The sequence below is a fragment of the Pauljensenia sp. UMB3104 genome (assembly GCF_030217285.1).
GTDB lineage: Bacteria > Actinomycetota > Actinomycetes > Actinomycetales > Actinomycetaceae > Pauljensenia.
Genome location: NZ_JASONN010000003.1, coordinates 103,152 through 125,680 on the forward strand (window position 1 = coordinate 103,152; position 22,529 = coordinate 125,680).

The window sequence follows — 22,529 nt, forward strand, 5'->3', positions numbered from 1 at the left end:
GTGTTTTCTCACCCGTATCACCCTCGCCAAACGAGAGTCTCCTGCTATCGCACTCGTCATCAGGACAACCATCGTGGCGACGGTGCCGCTACTCCCTAAAAAGGGTGTCGGCGCGAGCCTCAGGCCCGCGCCGACAACTTCATCTCACGCCCGTGGGGCGGTGATGACCAGCGGCAGAGCGTCGCCGCGAGCATCGCTCGGAGGCTGCTCCCCCGCCTGCAGGGTCAGACTCTGCCCATCCCACAAGCACGCTGCACCTGGCGTGAGAATCGTGGAACGCGAGTAGTCGAATCCGCTCGGCAGACCCGACACCTGCGTCACGGACGCATCCGCCACCACCGCGACATGGTCCTCGTGAACGAGGAGGCGGACCCAGGCCTCGTCTCCCGCGGACTGCGCACTGACGGCCTCGAAGTCCTTGGCCGACAGCGCACGCACGCCGCGCAGCTCCTCGCCGTACAGGTCATTCCAGACGCCCAGGCCCTCCAGGCACTCGCGCTGCTCGCGCGGGATCGTACCGTCGGCGCGCGGGCCCACGTTGAGGAGGAGGCGCCCGCCGCGCGAGACCACGTCCACCAGGTGTCGGACAGCAGCCGCACCGCTGAGGTACTGGTGCTCGCTCTCGGCACGATTGTAGCCGAAGGACAGGCCGACACCTCGGCAGTTCTCCCACGGCTTGCCGCTCGTCTCCGAGTCTCCCATGTGCTGATACTCGCTGGTCAGGTAATCCGCGTGGACACCGCCGTAGCGGTCGTTCGTGACGCCCTCGGGGCGCTTCGCGTAGAAATACTCGAAGAGCGTCCCCAAGCCGTAGGGACCGAAGTTCTTCCCCTCATCGGGCCAGTCAATGTCGTTCCAGATGACGTCGGGCTGGTAGCGGTCAATGAGGTCTCGCACGTGCACGAAGCAGTAGCGCGCGTAGTCGGCGTCCTTCGGGCGACACAGATCCTTGCAATCGTCCTCGGAGAGGATGGGACGCGCTGGCCGATAGTGCCAGTCCAGGCCACCGGAGTAGTACAGGCCCACTCGCAGCCCCTCGTCGCGCGCGGCGTCCGCAAAGCCGGCCACGAGGTCGCTACACGGGCCTCGTCGCACGGTGTTGCGCGTGCCCGTCTCGGGGGCATCCCACAGGGTCACGCCGTCGTGGTGCTTCGTCGTCAGCACCGCATACCCGGCGCCGGCGCGATGGAAGAGCCGCATCCACTCGGCCGGATCCCACGCGTCAGGGTCCCACGCATCCAGGAAGGCGTCGTACGAGGCCGCACCGTACAGGTCCTTGTGGCGCAGCGCGGCCGGGGAGCCTGGGATACGAATCGTGTTGAAATACCACTCTGCGTAGGAATTGTGAGTAAACCAGGCCTCCCAGTCCTCCTCGACGCCCAGCTCGCCGTGGTCCTCAGCCCACGCGGGCACTGAGTAGGGGCCCCAGTGAACGAAGATCCCCAGCGGGGCGTCCTCGAACCACTGCGGGGTCGGGCGAGCCAGCGAGCTCCAGCACTCGGAATCGTTCATCGTTTCGCTCATATTCGTCACCGTCCTCCGAAGGCGCCCAGGGTGACGCCCTTTTCCAGCTGCTTCTGCAGGAACACGACCAGCAGGATCGAGGGAATCGTCGTCATCGTCACCGCGGCCATCAGCGGACCCCAGTCGGTGCCGCGCTCGCCCGAGAACATCTGCAGGCCCAGCGGGATCGTCGCCAGCGACGAATCATTGACCACAATGAGGGGCCACAGGAAGGAGGACCAGTAGTCGATGAAGGCGAAGACGCCCACGACCGTGATCGGCGCCTTCAGGAGGGGCAGCAGGACCTTCGTGAGAATCTGCCAGTCACTGCACCCGTCGATGCGTGCCGCCTCCTCAAACTCGAGGGGCAGGGACAGGAGGAACTGACGGATCAGGAACGCGCCAAACGCGCCGAAGGCGAAGGGCACAATCAGCGCGAAGTAGGAGTTCACCAGGCCCATGCGCTGCATGCCGATGTACAGGGGGATCACGAGGACTTCCTGGGGCAGGACGAGCGTACCCAGGAACAGCATGAACAGGTGATCACGACCCTTGAAGCGCAAGCGCGCGAACGCGTAGGCCGACAGGACCGACACGACAACCACGAGGGCCGCACCTGCCAGCGACACGATGAACGAGTTGAGGACAACTCGTCCAAACGGAATAGAGTTAAGAGCAGACGGATAGTTATCCCAGGCGATTCGACTGCCCGTCGGGCTCAGGCTGAAGACCTCTGTCGTGGGCTTGAGGGAGGTCGCGACCATCCACACGAAGGGGAAGAGGAACGCGATCGCGATCAGGCTTAGGATAACGACCGAAATCGTCGTTGATACGCGCTTGTTATGCATCGTAATTCACCCACTTCTTCTGGCCAGCGAACTGCAGGGCCGTCACCGTCATGACAATCACGAAGAGCACCCACGCCATCGCGGACGCGTACCCGAGCTTGTCGAAAGAAAAACCATTGCGGTACAGGGCCAGCACGATCGTGTTAGTCGCCTCGCCCGGGCCGCCCAGCGTCAGGAAGTAGGGCTGAGCGAAGACCTTGAAGGCGCCGATGACCGTCATGACCGTGCAGAAGAAGACGGTCGGCGAAATCATCGGGAAGACGACCTTGAAGAAGCGCTGAACGCCGTTGCAGCCGTCAATCGTCGCGGCCTCGAGCACCGAGGTGTTCAGGCCATTGAGGCCTGCCGTGAGCACGACGATGTTGTAGCCCAGACCCTGCCAGAGGCTCATCATGAGCAGCGAGCCCATCGCGAGAGCCGGGTGGTTCAGGAATGGGATGTGCTCGATCCCGAAGACGGCCAGGGCCGAGTTGACCACGCCGTTGTCGGAGAGCATGAGGCGCCAGATCAGCGCGTTACCGACCATCGGCGTGACAACCGGGATGAAGAAGATGACGCGCAGGACGCGGCTGAGCCACTCGGGAACGCGCTGGAGCCAGTAGCTCAGGCCGATCGAGATCACCAGGTTCAGTGCCGTGTAGCAGGCGGCGAACACGATGGTGTTGCGCATGACCGTCCAGAACGCCGGGTCCTCGCCGCTGAGCATGCGCCGGTAGTTTTCCACTCCGATGAAGCGGCCGCCACCGAAGATCGACCAGTCGAAGAAGGAGATCACGAGGGACGCGATCAAGGGCAGGACGATGAAGAGAAGGAAGCCCGTCATTCCGGGCGAAAGATAGACGAGGGCGCGCAGGCCATCGCCCCGCCGACCCTCAGCGCGCACGGATTCTTTGCCGCGCTTGGAGGCCTTCGCCTCCCCCGCGCCCGCAGCGCCCGAGGGCGCGTCGCGGCCGGGTTTCACAGTGTCAACGCTCATAAGCTATGCACACCTTTCCGTCGAATGTCAGTGGGTTCCACAGACGCACTCACGCCGTCGTTAGCGTTAACGGGAAGGAACCCACGAAACGAGGCCGGGGAACCGAGCGGACCCCGGCCTCGTTCAGGGGGAGCTGGGATCAGCCAGCGGAGTTCTGCAGATCGGTGAGGATATCCAGCGCGGTCTTCGTGCCGCGGAAGCCCTCAGGCGAGTACTGCTGGAAGGACGTGTTGATCTGGTTCCACGTCGTGGTCGTCACGAGCGGGGTGCCGTTCTCGAGGAGGACACGCACGGCCTCGGCGCTGTCCTCAGGCTTGTTGGCAGCCCACTTGTCCATCGCGGACTCGACGGAGGGGACGGTACCCTGCTTGTCAGCAACCGTACCGATGACCTCGGGGGTCACGAGCTCCTTCAGAACGTTGAAGGCCGCCTGCTTGTCCGGGCAGGACTTCGAGATGCCGAAGCCGGAACCCTGGATGACCGCGCGGGGCTGGCCGGTGGGGGTCGGCAGAACCGCGACGCCAAGCTTATCGCCCAGCTCCTTCTCGAAGGAGCCGTACATCCACGGGCCGTCCACGATCATCGCGGCGGTGCCGGAGGTGAAGGCCGTCTGCGCCGGGCCGTCGTTGTCCGCAGCGTTCGGAGCAACCGCGACCTGCTCCTTGTGGACCAGGTCGAACGCGAACTGGACGCCCTCGACGAACTTGGGATCCGTCAGCGTGTTCTTGCCATCCTTGGAGACCTGTCCACCAAAGGAAATGCCGAAGTCACCGGGCGCGTTGCCCAGGAGGAGCGGCTTGACCGCCATGCCATACTTGCCGTCCCCCGTCAGAGCCTTGGCATCCTTGAGGAACTGGTCGGTCGCGTAAGAGGTCGAGGGCGCCTGCAGGCCGGCCTTCTCGAACATTTCACGGTTGTAGTACAGGACGTCGGGCTCGGCGTCGTAGGGCAGGGCCAGGACCTTGCCATCGACCGTCATGCCCTGCATCATCGCAGCGTTGTAGTCGGAGGCTTTAATGCCAGCGGCTTCCATGTAGGAGTCGAGAGGCTCGAGGAGGCCGGACAGCTCCTGCGCACGGGCTGCCTGCGTGGTCAGGATGCAGGGCGCATCCGAGGCGACCATTCGAGTCTTGACCTTGGTCCAGTAGTCGTTGAAGGCCGGGCCGTCGAAGGTCAGGGTGAAGTTAGGATCCTTCTCCTTGGCAGCATCGATGAAGGACTGCCACTGGGCGCGGTCGTTGTCCGTGGAGACCCAGGTGTACATCTGGTGGACCTGATCGGAACCGGAACCACCGCTGGACGAGGCGCTTCCCGATCCGCACGCGCCTGCGAGCAGGGCGAAGGCCGAGGCAGTCGCACCGAGTGCGAGGAACTTGGAGATAGTGGGGCGCACGATGCGCTCCTTCCTTGTCAGGGCACCGGGAGTTCCAGTGGTCGCGTCGCCTCTCTGTAACGCGGTTCCGGGAACGTTCCCGCAAGTGCCGTCTCTCGTCATTGAAATTGACAGGACAACTATACCATTCCCCAACCTGGGCACACAACCCTGATTTTAACTTTGATCACATTCACCCATTAACTCTGACTATCCTATGAAACTTCGTAAGAACGCAGGCAACAGGGTTTTCAATCGTTTCCGTCAAACTCTTGCCAGCCTGTCACCCGTCCAGGTGGATTAAACAGGGATTTCAGTCAGCGAGCACTTCCTTCAGCGCCTCATCCAGGGAAACTTCCGCTCCGGCGATCATGTCTTCCAGGTTCTCGAGCGTATAGTGCGAGGGGCCCGCCAGGAATGCGACCATTGCGCCGACGTCAGAAGCGTCCACTCCCATGCGGGCCGCCCACGCGCGCCGGTACAGGCGCAGCTGAGTCACAAAGTACGCGACCTTGTCCGGCTTGGTCGTGGCAGTCACCGGGCGGCCGCTCTTCCAGTCGACGACCAGGTAGCGCGGCCCATCTCCACTGACCCTTTCAAAGACCGCGTCAATACGGCCCTGGACGGACACGCCGCCCACCTCCACCGAGAAGGCCTCCTCGATCGCGACGGCCCGGTAGTCCGCGAGCTCGTCCGCAAGGAACGCGCGGAAATTCTCGCGCAGCCGCTCAAGGCGCTCGCGTTCACCATCCGTCAGCAGAGCCTCGTCCGCCGCGTCGTGGCCGCCAGCCAGCGCGCTGTCCTCCCCCGCGACTACGTCGGCGCCCGCAGCGATCTCCGAGGCCGGGTCCGCGGAGGCCAGGTGAAGCTCGCGCTCCACCCACGCGTGAAACACCGTGCCCAGCGCAGAGAACGAGCTGGGACGCGTCGGCATCGGGCGGCGCATGTCGCGCGCAAACTCCTGGGCATCTTGCAAAAGCGCCGACACGGACGTCGCAGGAACGCGCTCGGCCCACAGGTCCACGACCGGCGTCTCCAGCCCCAGGTGATACTCCTCGATGAGGGCGACCGTATCGCGCACCGCGGGGTCATCTCCCAGCTGCGCCAAGGCCTCGTACACGTCCTGATCCTGCGCCAGATCGCGGATCTGCGCCTCGACGGCCTGAGCTGCCGCGGCGACCCGCTGGCGAGAGGGCCCAGGTTCCTCCGGGAAGGTCTCGAACACCCGCGCACCCGCGCCCTGATCACTGCCCTCCTCGGCCTGAGGGACAGGCATCATCAAGCACCTGCCCTCCCCCACCGAGGACTTCACGGCGTGGTCACGCCACCGCCCGTTGGACCACATCTGCGGGTCTTCGATGGCACCGACCGTACCCGAAGAGACACCAGGCGTGTGCTCAAAGAGCTGGGCGCTGGCATCCATCAGGTAGCGCGACGGATGCGTCACCTTCTTATTGAACCCAGACGTCCAGGAGCCCACCAACAGCTGAGCGCTGCGCGCACGCGTCATGGCCACGTAGGCCAGGCGACGCTCCTCACGCTCCGCGTGCTCCCCGAGGGAAGCACCGTACTCGCCCTCCAGCCACTGCTTGAAGGCAGTCGACGGATTCTTTGCCCCCTCAACGTCGAACTCAAAAGGCGGCAGATCTGCTCGATCCCCTCGCAACGGATGCGGCAACGAGCCGGCGTCGGTCACCCATGCCTTGTTCGTGGGAGGATCATCCGTCCACGGTCGGCTCTTGCTCTTGTGCAGGGGGAACGAGCCATCGGCCAGCCCAAACACCACAACCCCATCCCATTCAAGGCCCTTCGAGCCGTGGACGGTCAGGATCTGCACGGCGTTCGGGTCCGGTTCGCCCAGCGGTGCATCCAACCCATCCTCGCGTTTCTCTGCCATATCCAGATACGCCAGGAAAGACCCGAGGGACGCACCCGGGGTTTCCTTCTCGTAGGCCGCAGCGACAGAAATGAACTCATCGAGCGCCGCACGCCCACCCATCGACAGCGGATCCGCGATCACATCGTCCAGGGTGCCCATGATGAGGATCGCCCGCTCGACCTGCTCGGTAATGGAACGCCCCACACCCTCGCGAACCTGCCGCAGGCGTTCACCAAGCAGCCGCACGCGGCGCACGGCCTCCTCGCTGATCGCGGGCCGCCCCTCGGCCGCCCACCCGGGCTTCGGAGGGGAATCCACCGCATCCAAAAGGATCGCCTGATGAGGGTTAACACCCTCCTGACGTGCCAGGAAACGTGCCCAGTCGCCCAGCGCCATCAGGTCGGCTGCACCCAAGTCAATGCCAGCCAGCAGGCGAGCCAGCCACGGGGATGCCTCCACGTCGTATGCCAGTTCCAAGGCGGCGCGCACATCCTGCACGGCAGGCTGATCGAGCAGACCACCCAGGCCCACGATCTCCGTCGGGATCCCAGCCTCACGCAGGGCATCGTCGATCAACGGAAAGTCCCGACGCTGCCTGCTCAACACGGCGACGCTGCGCCGCTTGCCGTCCTTAACCGGCTGCGAGCGCACCCGCTGCACGAAATCGACCATCGCGCCGAGCGCCTCATCGTAATCCTGCGTGAAAGCAATGTCGACGGCTCCGGGCCCCGCCCCACCCCTGGGAACCAGGACGGGGGACTGCGCCTTGAGCTCCTGCTTGCCCACCTGGAAGGAGGGCACCTCCCGCAGGGGTGCCGCCACCCTGTTCGCAGCCTCCAGGATCGACACATCGTTGCGCCACGCGGTCGACAGCGTGAGCGTCTGTCCTTCTTCGGACGTGCCCGTCTGGAAACGATCCAGGAAGGACTCCAGGGACGAGGCCGAGGCTCCCCTCCAGCCGTAAATCGCCTGATTCGGGTCTCCCACTGCGGTGACCGCATGATCTGCGAAGAGCATTGACAGCAGGTCCATCTGGATCACCGAGGTGTCCTGGAACTCGTCGAGCAGGACCGCACGGAACTCCTCGCGCAGGGACGCACGAACCGCCGGTGCCTCGCGCACGATGCGCGTGGCCAGGACCAACTGATCAGAAAAATCCAGGACGCCCATCTCGCGTTTTCGCTGCTGGTAGGCGGCGATCGGGCCCAAGAAGGCGATGCGACGCGAATTCACGTCCATGGCCTTACGAGACTCCTTGTTCCCGCGCCCCACCTGCTCGAGCTCGCGTCCAAATTCCTCCAAGACCTCACGCGCACGCTCCACCGTGTAGCCGTGCTCCGAAATTTCGCCCGCGAGGTGCAGGACCTGTCCGACGACGCCAGCCGGTGTGAGCTCATCGTCCAGGTCGGTGGGCCACGACTCGACGATCTGAGTCATCAGGTCGATCGCGCCAGCCTCCGAGAGCATCGAGAAATCGGGGTCGAGGCCGATGCGCATCCCGTGCTCGGACACGATGCGTTCCGCAAAGGAGTTGTAGGTGAGGGACACCGGGTCTTCGTCGAGGCGCTCACGCAGCTGCGGCATTTCGCGCGACAGCAGGCGGATGCGTTCGCGCAGGCGTTCCCCCAGCTCGCCGGCCGCCTTGCGCGTGAAGGTGAGACCCAGGATCGAGGAGGGACTCAAGTCGGGGTGATTGGCCAGGAGCCACAGCACGCGCATCGACATGGTCTCGGTCTTGCCCGACCCTGCGCCCGCGACGACGAGAAGCGGGCGGCGCGGAGCCTCGACCACGCGCACCTGCTCGGGCGTCGGCGTCTTCGTCGCGTCGACGATCGCCTGGATCTGCAGGGCGCCAAGATTCATCGCACTGTCCTTTTCCACGTCACTCCACCACCTTGTGGCCGCGCTCGCGTGCCGGGCACAACCGATCAAAAGAACAGTACGCACAGGCCGTATCCGAGGGACGCGCCTCAAAGTAGGGGCCTCGCGCGGACACAGCGACCTCGCGAACCTTGTCGTGCCAATCCTCCAGGGCCTGCCCCTCGAGGCGCGGCTGATCGAAATACTTCGGCTTATCGTCGCCAAGCAGGGCGATGCGCGCTCCCGCGACCCTCTCGCCCGAGGCAAGCAGGGCCATCTGGTACGCCGCCAGCTGCGGATTATCGGGGACGGTCTTCGCCGAATATCCGCTCTTTCCGGTCTTCAGGTCGGTGACGCGCACCCCCTCGTCGACATGCTCGAGGCGGTCCATACGCCCCCGAATGGTCACACCCTCAACCTGAGCGGACACTGTCTGCTCAACCTCAACAGGTCCGGGAATACCCTCCAGGTAGGAGGCCAGGTTATTCACGATGTCGCGGGCGTGCCGGTCGGCGACTCGCCCCGCCCACGTGTCCAGGTTGTAGCCCAGCTCCTCGATGCGCGCTTCCAGCGCCTCTGTGAGCTCCTCGGGGGTCCCGTGCGGGTGTTCCTCGGCGACCGCGTGGACGAGGGTGCCGAGGCTGGCTGCCGCGTTCGATGGGCCGTCCGCTCCGATGGTGGTGAGGAACCAGCGCAGCGGGCACGCCAGCGCGCGCTCGAATTGCGAGGGAGACAGCGTGAGCTCACCCGTGTACTCCTCGTCAGTCGTGGGCGTACCGCCTGCCCCCAGCCAGCGGTCCGGCTGCGCCGAAAGCACACCTTCGCGCGCCATGAGAGCCAGCAGGGTAGCGGCCAGCTGCGCGTCAGTCGGCTCATCGGGGTTGGCGGCGCGCGCACGCAGGTCCGCGATGTGACCGGACAGGGACAGAGGCGCCTCCACCGTATCCACCGGCACGATGTCGTTCTCGCGCGGCGTGCCCGCCAGGCGCGCCACCAGATCGAAAAACACCGAGGGGGCCGCGTCCTCCGAGCGCACCGCTCCGGCGTGCACGATGCTGCACGAGCGCGTCACGGCCGCGACGAACAGGCGATACTCGTCGTCCAAAACCGCGCGCCGAGCAGCCCGCGTCGAGTCGACAAGCTCCTCGCGCCCATCCTCACCCACGGCAACGCGACCCGCGCCCGCGTCCGCGAGCAGGTCGGCGCGTAGGATCCGGTCGCGCAGGCGCAGGTTCGGCCAGGCCCCGTCCTGCAGGCCCGCGAGGACGACGACCTGCCAGTGCCGGCCCATCGCCTGCGCGGGGGTAAGGACCTCGACGCCACCGGGGCGCACGCCCACGCGCGAAATCGTGTCGATGGGAACCGAGCCGGCCAGCAGCTCGGACGCGAAGCGCACGGCGGAACCCGCTGGGTTGCGCTGCTCCCACACGTCCGCGACGCGTAGGAGCGCCACGACAGCGTCTAGCTGATCGTCGTACCAGCCCGACGACTCATCCGACGCGATGGCCCGCGAGCGCCACTCGCCAGCCACCCCGGAGGCCTCCCAGAGGGACCACAGGCGTTCCTGGGGGCGCGCGCTGCCACTGCACCCCAGCTCCCACAGGCGTACGGCGGTCTCGAGGGGGCGCGCGAGCATGGCGGCGGCGCGGGCGCGCCTACCGCCCGCCTGCTCGACCTGCTCCAGGGAGGGCCTCCACGTCTGCGGGTCGCTGACGAGGTCGGCAGCCGTCAGCGGGATCGGCGGGGCCTCGTCACCCGCCTCCTCGGCGGCCTGGGCGCGCGCGGCGTTCAGACGGCGCAGCAACCGGTGAGCGGCGAGCGCGTCGGCGCGCACGAGGGGCGAGGGCAGCAGGCGCTCGGCAAGTTCGCGGCGCGCGGTCGCCTCCGTGTCACTCTGTCCCGTCGGCATGGTCACCAGGTCAAGCAGCAGGCGCGTCGTCGGCTGGGTCGCGAAGTCGAAGGCGCGACTGCCGCCCGCGACGGGCACGCCGCCGCGCGCCAGGTAACGGCTGGTTTCGGCGACCATCGAGGAGCTGCGCACGATGACGACCTGATCCGAAAAATCGATGCCGTCGTGCAGGTGGTGGGCTCGCAGGGCGCGCGCGATGAGCGCACCCATCTGCGAGGGCGTGGCACCCAGGTGCGTCACCAGGAGCCCCTGCGGCGCATCCTCCGAGACCCCGGCCTCGCGCCGGGCGGGCGATCCCGACTGAGCGATGCGCGCGCAGGCCTGGCGCGCCAGCTCACGCACGGCACGGGACATGTCGTAGACCTGGCCGAGCTCAACAATCTCAACACCGAGGAGGGAAGCGAGCCTACGGTCCAAGTGCGGTTCGCCGCCGCGATAACCGGCCACGGCCACATCGGAATCAGAAAAAGCGACGATCCGCGCACCCGCGTCGCGGCACGCTTCCAGAAGCCTCAGCGTCGAAGGCGTGCAATCCTGCAGGTCATCAACGATCACCACGTCGGGCACCGGGCAGGGCGCCTGCACCCCGCGAGAGGGCGCATCCTTCTCCCACGCATCGATCAGCTCAGCCGCGAGCGCCTGGATGCGCGACAGGTCTACACGCAGGGTCTGCGGATACTCCGGGGAGTGCTCGGGCCCCTCCTCCAGCGCGGCGATGATCGCGCCCGCACCCTGCCACTCCGGACGGCCAAACCTGGCCCCGGCCTCGGACAACTCGGCCGCGTCCATCCCGGCCTCGCCCGCGCGAGCCACCAGGTTGCGAAGCTCCGCGCGGAAGGCTGGCATCGCGCGCATCTGCGGGCCAATGTCCTCGGGCCACGGGGCCTCCACGGACTCCAGGGCCTCGGCGAGCATCTGATCCTGAGCCGCACCCGTCACCAGCTCCACGCCCTCCAACGGCACGTCGCGCTGGGTGCGCCACGTGGCCACCACCTGATAGGCGAAGGAGGCGGGCGTGCGCACCGGGCGCACCACGTCCGGGCCGAGCCCCTGGGCGCGCGGAGTCAGCACATCGGCTCGCGTGCGATCGGGAGCGAGAATCAGGGCACTGCGCCCCCGGGAGGCCGCCTGCTCAAACACGGCCAAAGCACACGTCGAGCGCCCCGACGACGGTGCGCCGCGCACAATCACGTCGCCCGAGCGCGCCGCCTCCACGACCGCGCGCTGGCGGGCGTTCAGCTCCGGCAGACGCCACCAATCGGCGCCACGGCTGCGCAACCTGACCTGAATTTCGCTCATAACGCAATACTCGCAGACCCCACCCACATCTGCGGCACATATGATGGGCGTGACGACATTTACCAGCAAGGAGTCATCATGGAGATCTTCATCGGCATCCGCGACAACACGCGTCAGCTCGGTCTCGACGTCGACATGACCGAAAGCGAGCTCACGGCCAAGGTTCACGAGGCCCTTGCCGCCACCAACGGTATCCTCGACCTCACCGACACCAAGGGCCAGCGCACCCTCGTTCCCGCCCAGGCCCTCGCATACGTCCAGGTCGCCGACAAGTCCGAACGCCGCGTCGGCTTCGCGATTCACTGAATCGCGCCCAGACGAACGAGGCCGGGGAACCCGAGCGGTCGTGATACCGCCCGAGGAACCCCGGCCTCGTTAATCCTGCGGCCTCAGGCCTTCAGGTGAATGTCTGTCATGCGTTCCCCGTGGCGCTTGATCACGTACTCCGTGATCTCGTCGACGTTCTCCGGGGACGCAGCCGGCGACGGGTAGGTGAACAGCGTCGCGCGCACGAGGCCGAGGGCCTCGCCTGCCACCCGGCGACCCCACAGGGACAGACGCGACGACAACTGCTCGTCTGCCTCGATCTGCGGACCCAGGTGCGCGCGCACCCAGTGCCCCTGCTCGAAGGGCCACACGTCCTCGATCCCCTCGAACAGGCCATGCACCTGCGCGACGCGGATCAGCATGTCGCCCAGCATGCCGCGCGTAATGAACGTCTTGACGGCTCGCTCAGCGAACGTCGTGGGCCGCGTGCGCGCATCCAGGTCGTCGTACGCGCCAGAGAACGCATCGGCGGCCGCCAGCAGATCAAAGCCGCGGTGCTCGCTCCACACCTCAAGCTGCTGGTAGAGCTTGAAGCACCGCGCCGCCATACGCGCGTGCTCCACGTGGGCCTCGAACGTGGGGGCCTGCTCGCCGTCCTTCGCCAGTCGCGTCATAAACGCGAGCGACGAATAGGCGAGAATACCAAGGACTTCGGCGTCGTCGGCGGGGACGGAATCAAACTCGTGTGCCATGGCTCCAGCATAGTGCCTGACAAGCTCGACGGCCCGCCCTTGGGATCCTGTTCTTCCCGATTTGCGACAGTCCCTGTGACCAGCCCCTCCCCCGCGAACTGCTCCCACACGATTACACTGAAAGACGACCACCGGACGACCGGTCGCATTTTTGAATAAGTAACACGTACGCGCGGACGAGAATCCCCGCGCCAGATAATGCGCGATCGGCACCGACCCCAACCCCGGAATAGCCCGGGAGACAAGGCAGATCGTGACCAACACGAGCACTGAGGCAACCGCGCCCACCCCCGACGTCGACGCCACCGAAAAGGCCACCCCGGCCTCGTCCGTCGAATACTCCGCAGGCGTCGTCCGCCTCGGCAACATCAAGCCCGCAGCCCCCGAGGTCGAAGAGGCCACCCCGGACATTACCGGCAAGGGCGAGGACCTCGACAAGAAGTCCTTCGCGGACTTCGGCGTCACCGACCCCATCGTCGACGCCCTCGAAGACAAGGGCATCACGCACCCCTTCCCGATCCAGGCCCTCACCCTCGGCCCCGCGCTGGACCGCCACGACATCATCGGCCAGGCCAAGACCGGCACCGGCAAGACCCTCGGCTTCGGCATCCCCGTCCTCGAGGACGTCATCGCGCCCGACGAAGAGGGATACGAGGACCTGCTCAACCCCAACCAGCCGCAGGCGCTCATCATCCTGCCGACCCGCGAGCTCACCAAGCAGGTCGCCCAGGACCTGCGCGAGGCCGCCAAGTACCTGTCGACCCGCATCGTCGAAATCTACGGCGGCGTCGCCTTCGAGCCCCAGATCGAGGCCCTCCAGCGTGGCGCAGACATCGTCGTGGGCACGCCCGGCCGCCTCATCGACCTGCTGCGCAAGGGCCACCTGCACCTGTCCGGCGTGGAGACCGTCGTCCTCGACGAGGCCGACGAGATGCTCGACCTGGGCTTCCTGCCCGACGTCGAGACGCTGCTCAGCCGTGTCCCCGAGAACCGCCACACCATGCTGTTCTCCGCGACCATGCCCGGCCCCGTCGTGGCCCTCGCCCGCCGCTTCATGGTCCAGCCGACCCACATCCGCGCGCAGGATCCCGACGACCAGAACCAGACCGTCAACACGGTCAAGCAGGTCATCTACCGTGTTCACGCCATGAACAAGGTGGAGGTCGTCTCCCGCATCCTCCAGGCCGAGGGGCGCGGACGCACCGTCATCTTCTGCCGCACCAAGCGCACCGCCGCCCGCCTGGGCGAGGACCTGACCGCCCGCGGCTTCGCGGTCGGCGCGCTGCACGGCGACCTCGGTCAGGGCGCCCGCGAGCAGGCTCTGCGCGCGTTCCGTAACGGCAAGGTCGACGTCCTGGTCGCCACCGACGTCGCCGCGCGAGGCATCGACGTCGACGACGTCACGCACGTCATCAACTACCAGTGCCCCGAAGACGAGAAGATCTACATCCACCGCATTGGCCGCACGGGCCGCGCCGGGCACTCTGGTACGGCCGTCACCTTCGTCGACTGGGACGATACGCCGCGCTGGTCGCTGATCTCCAAGGCCCTGGGACTGGGCGTGCCGGATCCGCTCGAGACCTACCACACCTCCCCCCACCTGTTCACCGACCTGGACATCCCGGAGGGCACGACCGGTCGCCTGCCGCGCGCCAAGCGCACGCGCGCGGGCCTGGACGCCGAGGTCCTCGAGGATCTGGGCGGCTCTGCTCCCCACTCCGATGGACGAGGCCGGGGCGGGCGTTCCGGGTCGCGTTCGGGTTCGCGTGGTGGCTCGCGTGGTGGCCGCGGTCGTTCGTCTCGCGGTGGTTCGGCTGCTTCCTCCGACGCGTCGCGTTCGCGCGGGTCGCGTCGCGGCTCCCAGGACGGCGATCGCACGCTGAACGCCGGCAAGGGCGGCCGCTCCGACCGCGGCACGCGTGGCCGTGGCCGCGGCGAGCACTCGCAGCGTTCCGGTTCGGCTGATGGTGGTGCTGCTGGTGCTGCTGGTGCTGCTGGTGCTGCTTCAGAGCGCGCTCCCCGCGCCCGCAAGCGCATCCGCCGCCGCAAGGGCGGCGAGTGAGGCGATAGAGCCGCTGCACTGATACGACATGAGGAGGGGTCCGAGCCGAAAGGCTTGGGCCCCTCCCTGTTTGGGGCCTCAGGGCGCGGCAAGATTCAACCTGATCGGGAACATTCAACCCGTTAGGGAAGATTCAACCCGATCAGAAGGGGTTGAATCTTCCCGATCGGGTGCAACACCTCATCGGCAACAAGCTTGCGCGCGGGTTTCCTCGCTGACACTGCACATGTTGGCATCCACCAGGCCCAGGTCACGCCGCAATGCACCCGATCCGTCGCGACACACCCGTTACGTCGCGCTACACCCGATCAGAAGGGGTGCAATACCTACGGATCGGGTGCACCACCTCCCGAAACAAGTCCAACCGCGGGCATTTACTCCCGACACACCCAAGCGGCAGCATCAGACGCAGCCAGACAACCTCGAAATACCCGCCCGGCTCCGAACAAGAGGCGCTGCACCCGTTACGTCGCGATACACCCGATCAGAAGGGGTGTAATGCCTACGGATCGGGTGCACCGCTTCATCGATAACAAGCGTGATCGCGGATAACCTTGCCCAGCGCCGGCCACACCGGCATCCAACAGGACCAGGTCACGCAGCATTGCACTAGATACAGCAGCAATGCACTAGATAGGAGAGCATTGCACTGGCTGCTATCCAGTGCAACGCTGCGCTAACTAGTGCAATGCCACTGGCCAACAAGTCCCGTCGCGGCAAAGCAGCTCCATAACAGCTCCAACATGCCTCCAACCAAGCCACAGCTAACAGCCCTGCACCACTTAGGGAGCATTACACCAGTTAGGGAGCATTACACCGCCTCCGAGCTGGTGTAACACCCCGCTAAATGGTGTAACACCACTTAGCAACAAGTAGCGGCGCGGAAACCTGCCTCAACTCGCCAGTCAAAGCGCAAGGCAACGCAGCTCAGCGGCGACTGAAGACACGGTTCGCAACTGAGAAACAGACACCCGCCACGACACCACTCACTGCGGCCCCCATCCACTGCCTAGACAGACCATCACCGCGCGTAGCGCCAACAGCAGGCGGCACAGATTCCGCTCTAGCCATACTCTCCTCTAAGTCCGAAGCACTAGTCGCATCACCCAGGCCACCCGCAGAATCTTCATACAAGCCAGCAGTCACAGGTTGACCAATATTCCGCCGTGCATTACGACTACAAATGAGGCATGGCGTAGTCCCATCAAACAGACCATACAGCCAAGTCCTCCACAAGGGCATAAATACACCCGCCACGAATAAAGCTAACAGAGAGAAAACAAAGGAAGCAGCTATCTCATATTGAGCAATCATCAACAAAAGGTCCGCCCCACAGGAAGCTTCGTAACAATATGCTTGCAAAACTTCATACGACTCCAGTAGTTTTGACATCAAGATACCAACTACCGCCAAACTCCCACCAACGATTAAGTTTGCTTGACGATATAGGCGATCATAGTTAATCAGCGACAATTGGATAATTATAGCTACAAGGCAGATGAGCCATACAAACATTGCCTCATACACAGACAGAACACCAGACTGTCCCCCGCCATAAAAAGTTGCAAGCGACTGCCCCGACAGAAATGAGTATGCAAAAGAAAAGACAGAAAGGAATGTCGCCAACATGAGCAATACTGCGGATACTTCAGCCCATCCAGATCGCTTTCCTGAGCGAAATATAGTGAATGAAAACGTAGAAGACAGAACGACAGGAGCAAGAAGCTCACCAAGTAGCAGCCAAAGCTCACGTCCGAAAAATTGAGTTCTTAAACGCGACTGAAAACACCACAGGGCAACTATGCTAACACCTAATGCGCACACGAAGGTGAACCACCGAAGAAACTTATTCATTCCACATGCACAACTAAACTTTACATCTTCACTCATCCTTGAATGCTAGCGCGAACCACCACACAATTTCCGCTCATCTCACCTTTGACACCAGACATCAAGCATTCCTCTGACGAAACAGTGACGATATCGCACACTGAAGTGACTCATCATCGATGAACATCCACGTCTCACCGCATAATCAAAGCCGATTCACAACTAACCGTGCGGGCGACAGGAATTCCAAACACCTGGCTCCCAGCTCCGCTTCGCAGAACAGCCCAGCTCACTCCCCCTCAGACGACCCGACACCGTACTTCGCACGCTCCGTGAGGACGCGCTCGACGACGCGCGGCAGGCGCGTGGGGGTGTCGCGGTGGCGGCTCATGGTGAAGAACAGACGCGCGCGGGTCAGGGGCGAGACGCGCACGGATTCGGGCCATCGGAGAGCCACGTACTGCACGGCGTCGGCGACCTCGAGGCGCCGCGTCGAGTTGCCGACGCGCACCCACAGCTCGGCCTCGCCCTTGCCCTTAGGACCCTTGAGGTACACGGGGCGCGTGGACGGCGGGATCGTCACCCGGCACACCTCCTGGCGCTCGTAGCCCTCCTGGGGGTCCGAGGCCTCGGCGAAGTCGAGGAGGGGCAGCGCAGCCGCGTTGGTGCCCAGGCGCTGGCCCCACAGGTCGCGGATCCACAGCTCGAAGCGGTCGGCGTCCGGGGTCTTGAGGGTCGCGTAGTCGGGGCCCAGCCCAATGAGGCGACCGTCGTCGTCCACGCCGATGAGGAGGGTGCCGCCGCCGGAGTTCATGAACGCGGCGACCGTCTTCGCGATGACGGTTTCCATGGCCTCGTCACGCTTGCCGGCGCGCATGTTCCAGCGGGCGCTCGACTTGAATTCGAGGGAGTCGGATTCGCCGCGCTTGGCGACCTCGGCGATGGGCTCGAGGCCGGGGCGCGGGTGCAGATAGGCAACGATCAGGGAGACGATAACGACCACGATGGCGGCAACCAGAGCGGCCACGCCGATCATCGCGGGGCGCCACATGTCGGAGGAGGAGAAGATCCAGCCCGCGACCAGCAGGCCGCCCCACAGGCCGCCGAGGCCGGTGAGGGTTGCCGAGGCCGTGGACATCGTCATGCGCGAGGCCAGGAGGCGGCGCACGACCATGCCGATCACCCAGGCAATCGCGAGCAGCAGGACCTGAATGCCGATCCACCGCAGCAGGTCGGGGTTTTGCGGCGTGGCGCTAAACTGCGGTCCTCCAGCGGTCATAAGCGCTCCTCACGGACAAGTCGGCGGCGGGATCGGATGTCACCACCCTATCCCACCGCCAACTGCCGGTCAGCGCATCACGCCTTCAGCGCAAGGACGTGTGCTTCTCGATCGAGCGGGAGGCCCACAGGCCCAGGATCAGGGCGAACAGGGGCAAGAGGACATAGGAGCCGATGCCGATGACGTTCGGTTGCCCCTCGGTTCCCATCGTCGCGCGGTACGAGGTCCACATAATCTCGGTGGAGAAGTGGCCATCAGTCGTGACGGACAGCGGAAAGAAGAACGTGCCAACCGTGGAAAGCACCTGGTTCACGATGTACAGCAGGACGAAACCGATGATGGGCGCGCCGAATCCGAGGTGGTTGAAGCGTCCTTCAGCGCCGATCGTCATGGCGGCGCAGGCCTGCACGACCCACGACATCCACAGGATGATCTGAACGGCGATCATGAGGGCAACGGTGGAGGTGGGAACTCCGGCCACGAGCGAACGCGGTCCGGCCGTGTACTCCGCGAGGCTGATGCCGTCGCTCCACGCGGCGGCCGAAGCGACGGCGAGCATTCCGCCGACGGCCAGGACGAGGGCCAGGAGGCACTCAATCATGATGCGGGTGTTCTTCGCCCAGAAGATGACTTTTCCGGAGATCGGCAGGCTCATCGTGAAGTAGCCGCGCTGCCCGTAGAGGGTCTTCCAGTAGTCGGCCAGGGCCGCGATCGCGCAGGCGACCGGCGTGAGCGCGCACAGGGCGTAGGCGAGGACAGCGGTGGATCCGCTGATCCCCGGCAGCCCCGCGGCGACGATTCCCGCAGCAACCGCGATAACAGCGATGAACGCCCCGAAGGAACGCCCGTCCGTCACGGCGCGCGAGCGGATCTCGTAGACAAGCAGTTTGGCGTACATCAGCGGTACTCCTTCCGGAAGATGGCGTCGAGGGAATCGCCATGGGCGGCCCGCAGGTCGTCGGCGTCCCCCTGGAGGAGGACCTGTCCGTCCTTCATGAAGATCGCGTAGTCGACGAAGTGTTCGATGTCGGAGATGAGGTGGGTGGACATGATGAGCAGCGAGGCGGGGTCGAATTCGCGCAGGATGCCATCGAGGATGACGTCGCGCGTCGCCGGGTCGACGCCGCTGATGGGCTCGTCGAGCAGGTACACGCGGGCGCGCCGGGACATGATGAGGCTGATCTGGAGCTTCTCCCCCATGCCCTTGCTCATCTGGCCGAGGCGACGGTCGGTGGGCAGTCCGAAGAAGTCGACCATCGAGGCAGCCTTGTCGGCGTCGAAGTCGGCGAAGAACGTTGAGTAGACACGGATCGCGTCCGCAGCCGTCCAGTCGGTGTTCAGGAAGTCGGCGTCGGGCAGATAGGAGACGATCGCCTTGGTGGCGACACCGGGCGCGTGCCCATCGATGGTCACGGTGCCCTGGTAGTCGGAGAGGACTCCGGCGAGGATCTTGAGCAGCGTGGTCTTGCCGCAGCCGTTGGGGCCCATGAGGCCCACGATGTGTCCGGATTCGAGGCTCAGGTTGTAGTCGCGCAGGGCTGGGGTCGAGCGGTAGCTCTTCGTCAGGCCGGTGACCTCGACGAGGCCGGGGCCGGCCGCGCTCGCGCCTGTGGGTTGGGTGGTCATGAGAGTGTGTCCTCCTGGGTTACAGGTCCGCGTTCCAGCGTTCATCGACGAGGCCGTGGGCACCTTCGCGCTCAACACCGAGGGCTCGGCAGGCGCGAATGAAGGCGTCGGCCGCAGCGCGCGCATCCTCCTGGCGGAGGGTACGCAGCGCAGTGTCGTCGGTGGCGACATATCGTCCGGCCGTCCGCTTGGGGACGGTGAGTCCTTCGTCGTCGAGGGCGGCGAGGGCTCGCTGGACGGTGTTGGGGTTGGTGCCGGCCTCGATGGCGAGGTCGCGGACGGAGGGGATCTTCTGGCCGGGCTTCCACGTGCCGTCGGTGATACGGGCGCGGAAGCTGTCGGCCAGCTGGATCCAGATGGGGCGGGTGTCATCGATGCGCATCGACGCGTCCCTCCTGTCTTACTGTATTAATACACTAATACAATGACACAGATGCACAACTGTGTCAACCCACTAATACAGTTGGCTCACAGAACGATACAACCACATGTCTTGACACAACAAGGGAGGCCCGGAACCGTGCGTTTCCGGGCCTCCCCTACGCGATTGCGTCAGTCGATCGGCTCACCCTCGATGTGCCAGACCTCGCGAGCGTAGTCGGAGATCGTACGGTCCGAGGAGAAGCGGCCGGAGCGGGAGATGTTCGCCCACACGCGCTTATTCCAGGCCTTCTGGTCGCGGTAATCGGCGGCCATGCGATCCTTGGTCTCGCGGTAGGAGGCGAAGTCGCCCAGGACGTAGTACACGTCGGCCGGGTCGTAGCCGCCCTCGAGGATCGAGTGGCGGATGTCGTGGAACCAGCCGGAGTTGGAGTCGTCGAGCGTGCCGTCGGTCAGGGCGTCGATGACGCGCTTGAGGCCGGGGACGTTCTCGTAGTGCCAACGGGGGTCGTAGTGGCGACGCAGCTCGGGCAGCTCATCGTCGGTCGCGCCGAAGATGTAGGCGTTGTCCTCGCCCACAGCCTCGAGAATCTCAACGTTCGCACCATCCAGCGTGCCCAGGGTGAGGGCGCCGTTCATCATGAACTTCATGTTGGACGTGCCCGAGGCCTCCTTGCCGGCCATCGAGATCTGCTCGGAGACGTCGGCGGCAGGGATGATGTGCTCGGCGGGCGAGACGTTGTAGTTGTGGACGAAGACGACCTTGATGCGGCCGTTGATGTCCTCATCGTTGTTCACCAGCTCCGCGATGGCGTTGATGAGCTTGATGATGGCCTTGGCGCGGATGTAGCCGGGGGCGGCCTTCGCACCGAAGATAAACACGCGGTTGGGGGTGTCCAGCGTCGGGTCGTCCTTCATGCGGAAGTACAGGTCCAGGACGTAGAAGGCGTTGAGCAGCTGACGCTTGTACTCGTGCAGACGCTTGATCTGGACGTCGAAGATCGAGTCGGGATCGATCTCGACACCCTCGCGCTCCTTGACCCACGCGGCGAAGTCGACCTTGTTGGCGTGCTTGATCTCGCCCAGGCGCTTGAGCACATCGTCGGTGCCAGCCTCGGTGAAGTCAGAGAGCACGGTGAGGTCGCGGACCCACGCGTCAGAACCGGTGACCTCGTCGAGGAGGGCGGCCAGGCGGGGGTTGCACTGCTTGAGCCAGCGACGCGGGGTCACGCCGTTGGTCTTGTTGTTGAAGCGCTCGGGCCAAATCGCGTACCACTCCTTGAGGGTGTCGCGCTTGATGATCTCCGTGTGGAGGGCGGCGACGCCGTTGATGGAGTAGGACGCGTAGCAGGCGATCCAGGCCATGCGCACGGTGTTGCCGGCGACGGGGGCCATGTAGTCAATGGTGCCCTGGTCGAGGCCACGCTCAGCCATGTCGATGCGGAAGCGACGGTCGATCTCGCGGACGATCTCGGCGATACGCGGGAACAGGCGGTCGAAGATATGGATGTCCCAGGTCTCGAGGGCCTCAGCCAGAACCGTGTGGTTCGTGTAGGCGAAGGTCTTGGAGACGACCTTCCAGGCCTCTTCCCAGCCGAGGCCATGCTCGTCCATGAGGATGCGCATGAGCTCGGGGATGGCGAGAACCGGGTGGGTGTCGTTGAGCTGAACCGCGTTGTACTCGGCGAAGCCGTTCAGGTCGGTCCCATGGTGACGCACGTAGTTCTCGACGATCTCCTGCAGGGAGGCGGAGCAGAAGAAGTACTGCTGGCGCACGCGCAGGACCTTACCCTCGAACGTGGTGTCGTTGGGGTACAGGACGCGGGAGATGTCCATGGTGCGCTCACGGTCGACGATGGCGTCGGTGAAGCGCTGGGAGTTGAAGGCGTCGTAGTCGAATTCCTCGATGGGCTCGGCCTTCCACAGGCGCAGGGTGCCCACGTTCTTGGTGCCGTAGCCGGTGATCGCGATGTCGTAGGGGACGGCGCGCACGGTCAGGTCGGCGTAGGAGACGATGCGGGAGCGCTCTTCGCGGCGGGTGACGAAGGGGTAGCCCTCCTCCATCCACGGGTCCGGATGCTCGGTCTGGAAGCCGTTGTCGAAGAGCTGCTTGAACAGGCCGTAGCGGTACAGGATACCGTAGCCGCGCACGGGCAGGTCGAGGGTGGCGCAGGAGTCGAGGAAGCAGGCGGCGAGGCGGCCGAGGCCACCGTTACCGAGAGCGGCATCCGGCTCTTCTTCGAGGACCTGACCGAGGTCGAGGCCGTAGGCGGCGAGGGCTTCGCGAGCCTTCTCGACGAGGCCGAGGTTCGACAGGTTGTTGAGCAGGGCTCGACCCATGAGGAACTCGGCGGAGAAGTAGTGTTCCTGACGGCCCTTGGCGTAACGCTCCGTGGTGGCAGCCCAGTTATCCGCGATCTGATCGACGATTGCGGCGGACAGGCCCTGCCACACCTCCATCAGGGTCGAATCTTCAACGGGGCGTCCAGAGGTCGCACGCACATGAGAGGGCAGCGACTGCGTCAGATCCAGCGTCATACGATTTCCTTTTTTGTAACTGCGCCATGCCCACCGCGAGCGGCGAGCGCCCCGGGTCGGGGCTGGCCTCAACTCTAGAGGGTAGCGATTGTGCAGCTCAATTCCCTCCTCTGACACAGCACTGGGAGAAACCCCACCCCCACCTACG

Annotated in this window: 15 protein-coding genes; 2 read left to right on the plus strand and 13 right to left on the minus strand. The window is 65.0% G+C overall.

The window, feature by feature from the left end:
- Positions 1–144 precede the first annotated feature (144 nt).
- From QP415_RS02620 to QP415_RS02645, 6 genes are all read right to left on the minus strand, one after another.
- Positions 145–1,524: an alpha-L-fucosidase gene (locus tag QP415_RS02620; protein ID WP_285098484.1), complete on the minus strand. Its 1,380-nt coding sequence runs from the start codon at positions 1,522–1,524 to the stop codon at positions 145–147.
- Positions 1,525–1,529: 5 nt separating this feature from the next.
- On the minus strand, positions 1,530–2,351 hold the full coding sequence (locus QP415_RS02625; protein WP_285098485.1) for a carbohydrate ABC transporter permease: 822 nt from the start codon (positions 2,349–2,351) through the stop codon (positions 1,530–1,532).
- Positions 2,344–3,327 (minus strand): carbohydrate ABC transporter permease, encoded by a 984-nt coding sequence (locus QP415_RS02630; RefSeq protein ID WP_285098487.1) that lies wholly within the window; start codon positions 3,325–3,327, stop codon positions 2,344–2,346. Before QP415_RS02630 ends, QP415_RS02625 begins: the two co-directional genes overlap by 8 nt.
- A 139-nt stretch (positions 3,328–3,466) precedes the next feature.
- Positions 3,467–4,720: an ABC transporter substrate-binding protein gene (locus tag QP415_RS02635; protein WP_285098488.1), complete on the minus strand. Its 1,254-nt coding sequence runs from the start codon at positions 4,718–4,720 to the stop codon at positions 3,467–3,469.
- 292 nt (positions 4,721–5,012) lie between these two features.
- Positions 5,013–8,441 carry an ATP-dependent DNA helicase gene (locus tag QP415_RS02640; RefSeq protein ID WP_285098490.1) on the minus strand — a complete coding sequence of 1,143 codons (3,429 nt, stop codon included), beginning with the start codon at positions 8,439–8,441 and terminating at the stop codon, positions 5,013–5,015.
- A gap of 19 nt (positions 8,442–8,460) precedes the next feature.
- A complete protein-coding gene (locus tag QP415_RS02645) occupies positions 8,461–11,646 on the minus strand; it encodes a UrvD/REP family ATP-dependent DNA helicase (RefSeq protein WP_285098492.1) in 3,186 nt (1,061 codons plus the stop codon).
- 78 nt (positions 11,647–11,724) lie between these two features.
- Between QP415_RS02645 and QP415_RS02650 the strand changes: the two genes are divergently transcribed.
- A complete protein-coding gene (locus tag QP415_RS02650) occupies positions 11,725–11,952 on the plus strand; it encodes a DUF3107 domain-containing protein (RefSeq protein ID WP_016461419.1) in 228 nt (75 codons plus the stop codon).
- 83 nt (positions 11,953–12,035) lie between these two features.
- On the opposite strand, the gene QP415_RS02655 is transcribed toward QP415_RS02650, so the two are convergent.
- On the minus strand, positions 12,036–12,665 hold the full coding sequence (locus QP415_RS02655; protein ID WP_285098494.1) for a ferritin-like fold-containing protein: 630 nt from the start codon (positions 12,663–12,665) through the stop codon (positions 12,036–12,038).
- 253 nt (positions 12,666–12,918) lie between these two features.
- On the opposite strand from QP415_RS02655, the gene QP415_RS02660 reads away from it, so the two are divergent.
- Positions 12,919–14,727, plus strand: a complete 1,809-nt coding sequence (locus QP415_RS02660) for a DEAD/DEAH box helicase (protein ID WP_285098495.1) — start codon at positions 12,919–12,921, stop codon at positions 14,725–14,727.
- 927 nt (positions 14,728–15,654) lie between these two features.
- Here the strand turns inward: QP415_RS02660 and QP415_RS02665 are convergent.
- From QP415_RS02665 to QP415_RS02690, 6 genes are all read right to left on the minus strand, one after another.
- Positions 15,655–16,617, minus strand: a complete 963-nt coding sequence (locus QP415_RS02665; protein ID WP_285098496.1) for a hypothetical protein — start codon at positions 16,615–16,617, stop codon at positions 15,655–15,657.
- 229 nt (positions 16,618–16,846) lie between these two features.
- A complete protein-coding gene (locus QP415_RS02670) occupies positions 16,847–17,836 on the minus strand; it encodes an AlbA family DNA-binding domain-containing protein (RefSeq protein WP_285098498.1) in 990 nt (329 codons plus the stop codon).
- Between the two features lie 85 nt (positions 17,837–17,921).
- The gene (locus QP415_RS02675; protein WP_285098499.1) at positions 17,922–18,734 is read right to left on the minus strand and encodes a hypothetical protein; all 813 of its coding nucleotides are present in this window, start codon (positions 18,732–18,734) and stop codon (positions 17,922–17,924) included.
- Positions 18,734–19,462 (minus strand): ABC transporter ATP-binding protein, encoded by a 729-nt coding sequence (locus QP415_RS02680; RefSeq protein WP_285098501.1) that lies wholly within the window; start codon positions 19,460–19,462, stop codon positions 18,734–18,736. Before QP415_RS02680 ends, QP415_RS02675 begins: the two co-directional genes overlap by 1 nt.
- Before the next feature lie 19 nt (positions 19,463–19,481).
- The gene (locus QP415_RS02685; protein ID WP_048676576.1) at positions 19,482–19,844 is read right to left on the minus strand and encodes a GntR family transcriptional regulator; all 363 of its coding nucleotides are present in this window, start codon (positions 19,842–19,844) and stop codon (positions 19,482–19,484) included.
- Between the two features lie 170 nt (positions 19,845–20,014).
- Positions 20,015–22,381, minus strand: coding sequence for a glycogen/starch/alpha-glucan phosphorylase (locus QP415_RS02690; RefSeq protein WP_285098502.1), 2,367 nt, complete (start codon positions 22,379–22,381; stop codon positions 20,015–20,017).
- Positions 22,382–22,529 lie beyond the last annotated feature (148 nt).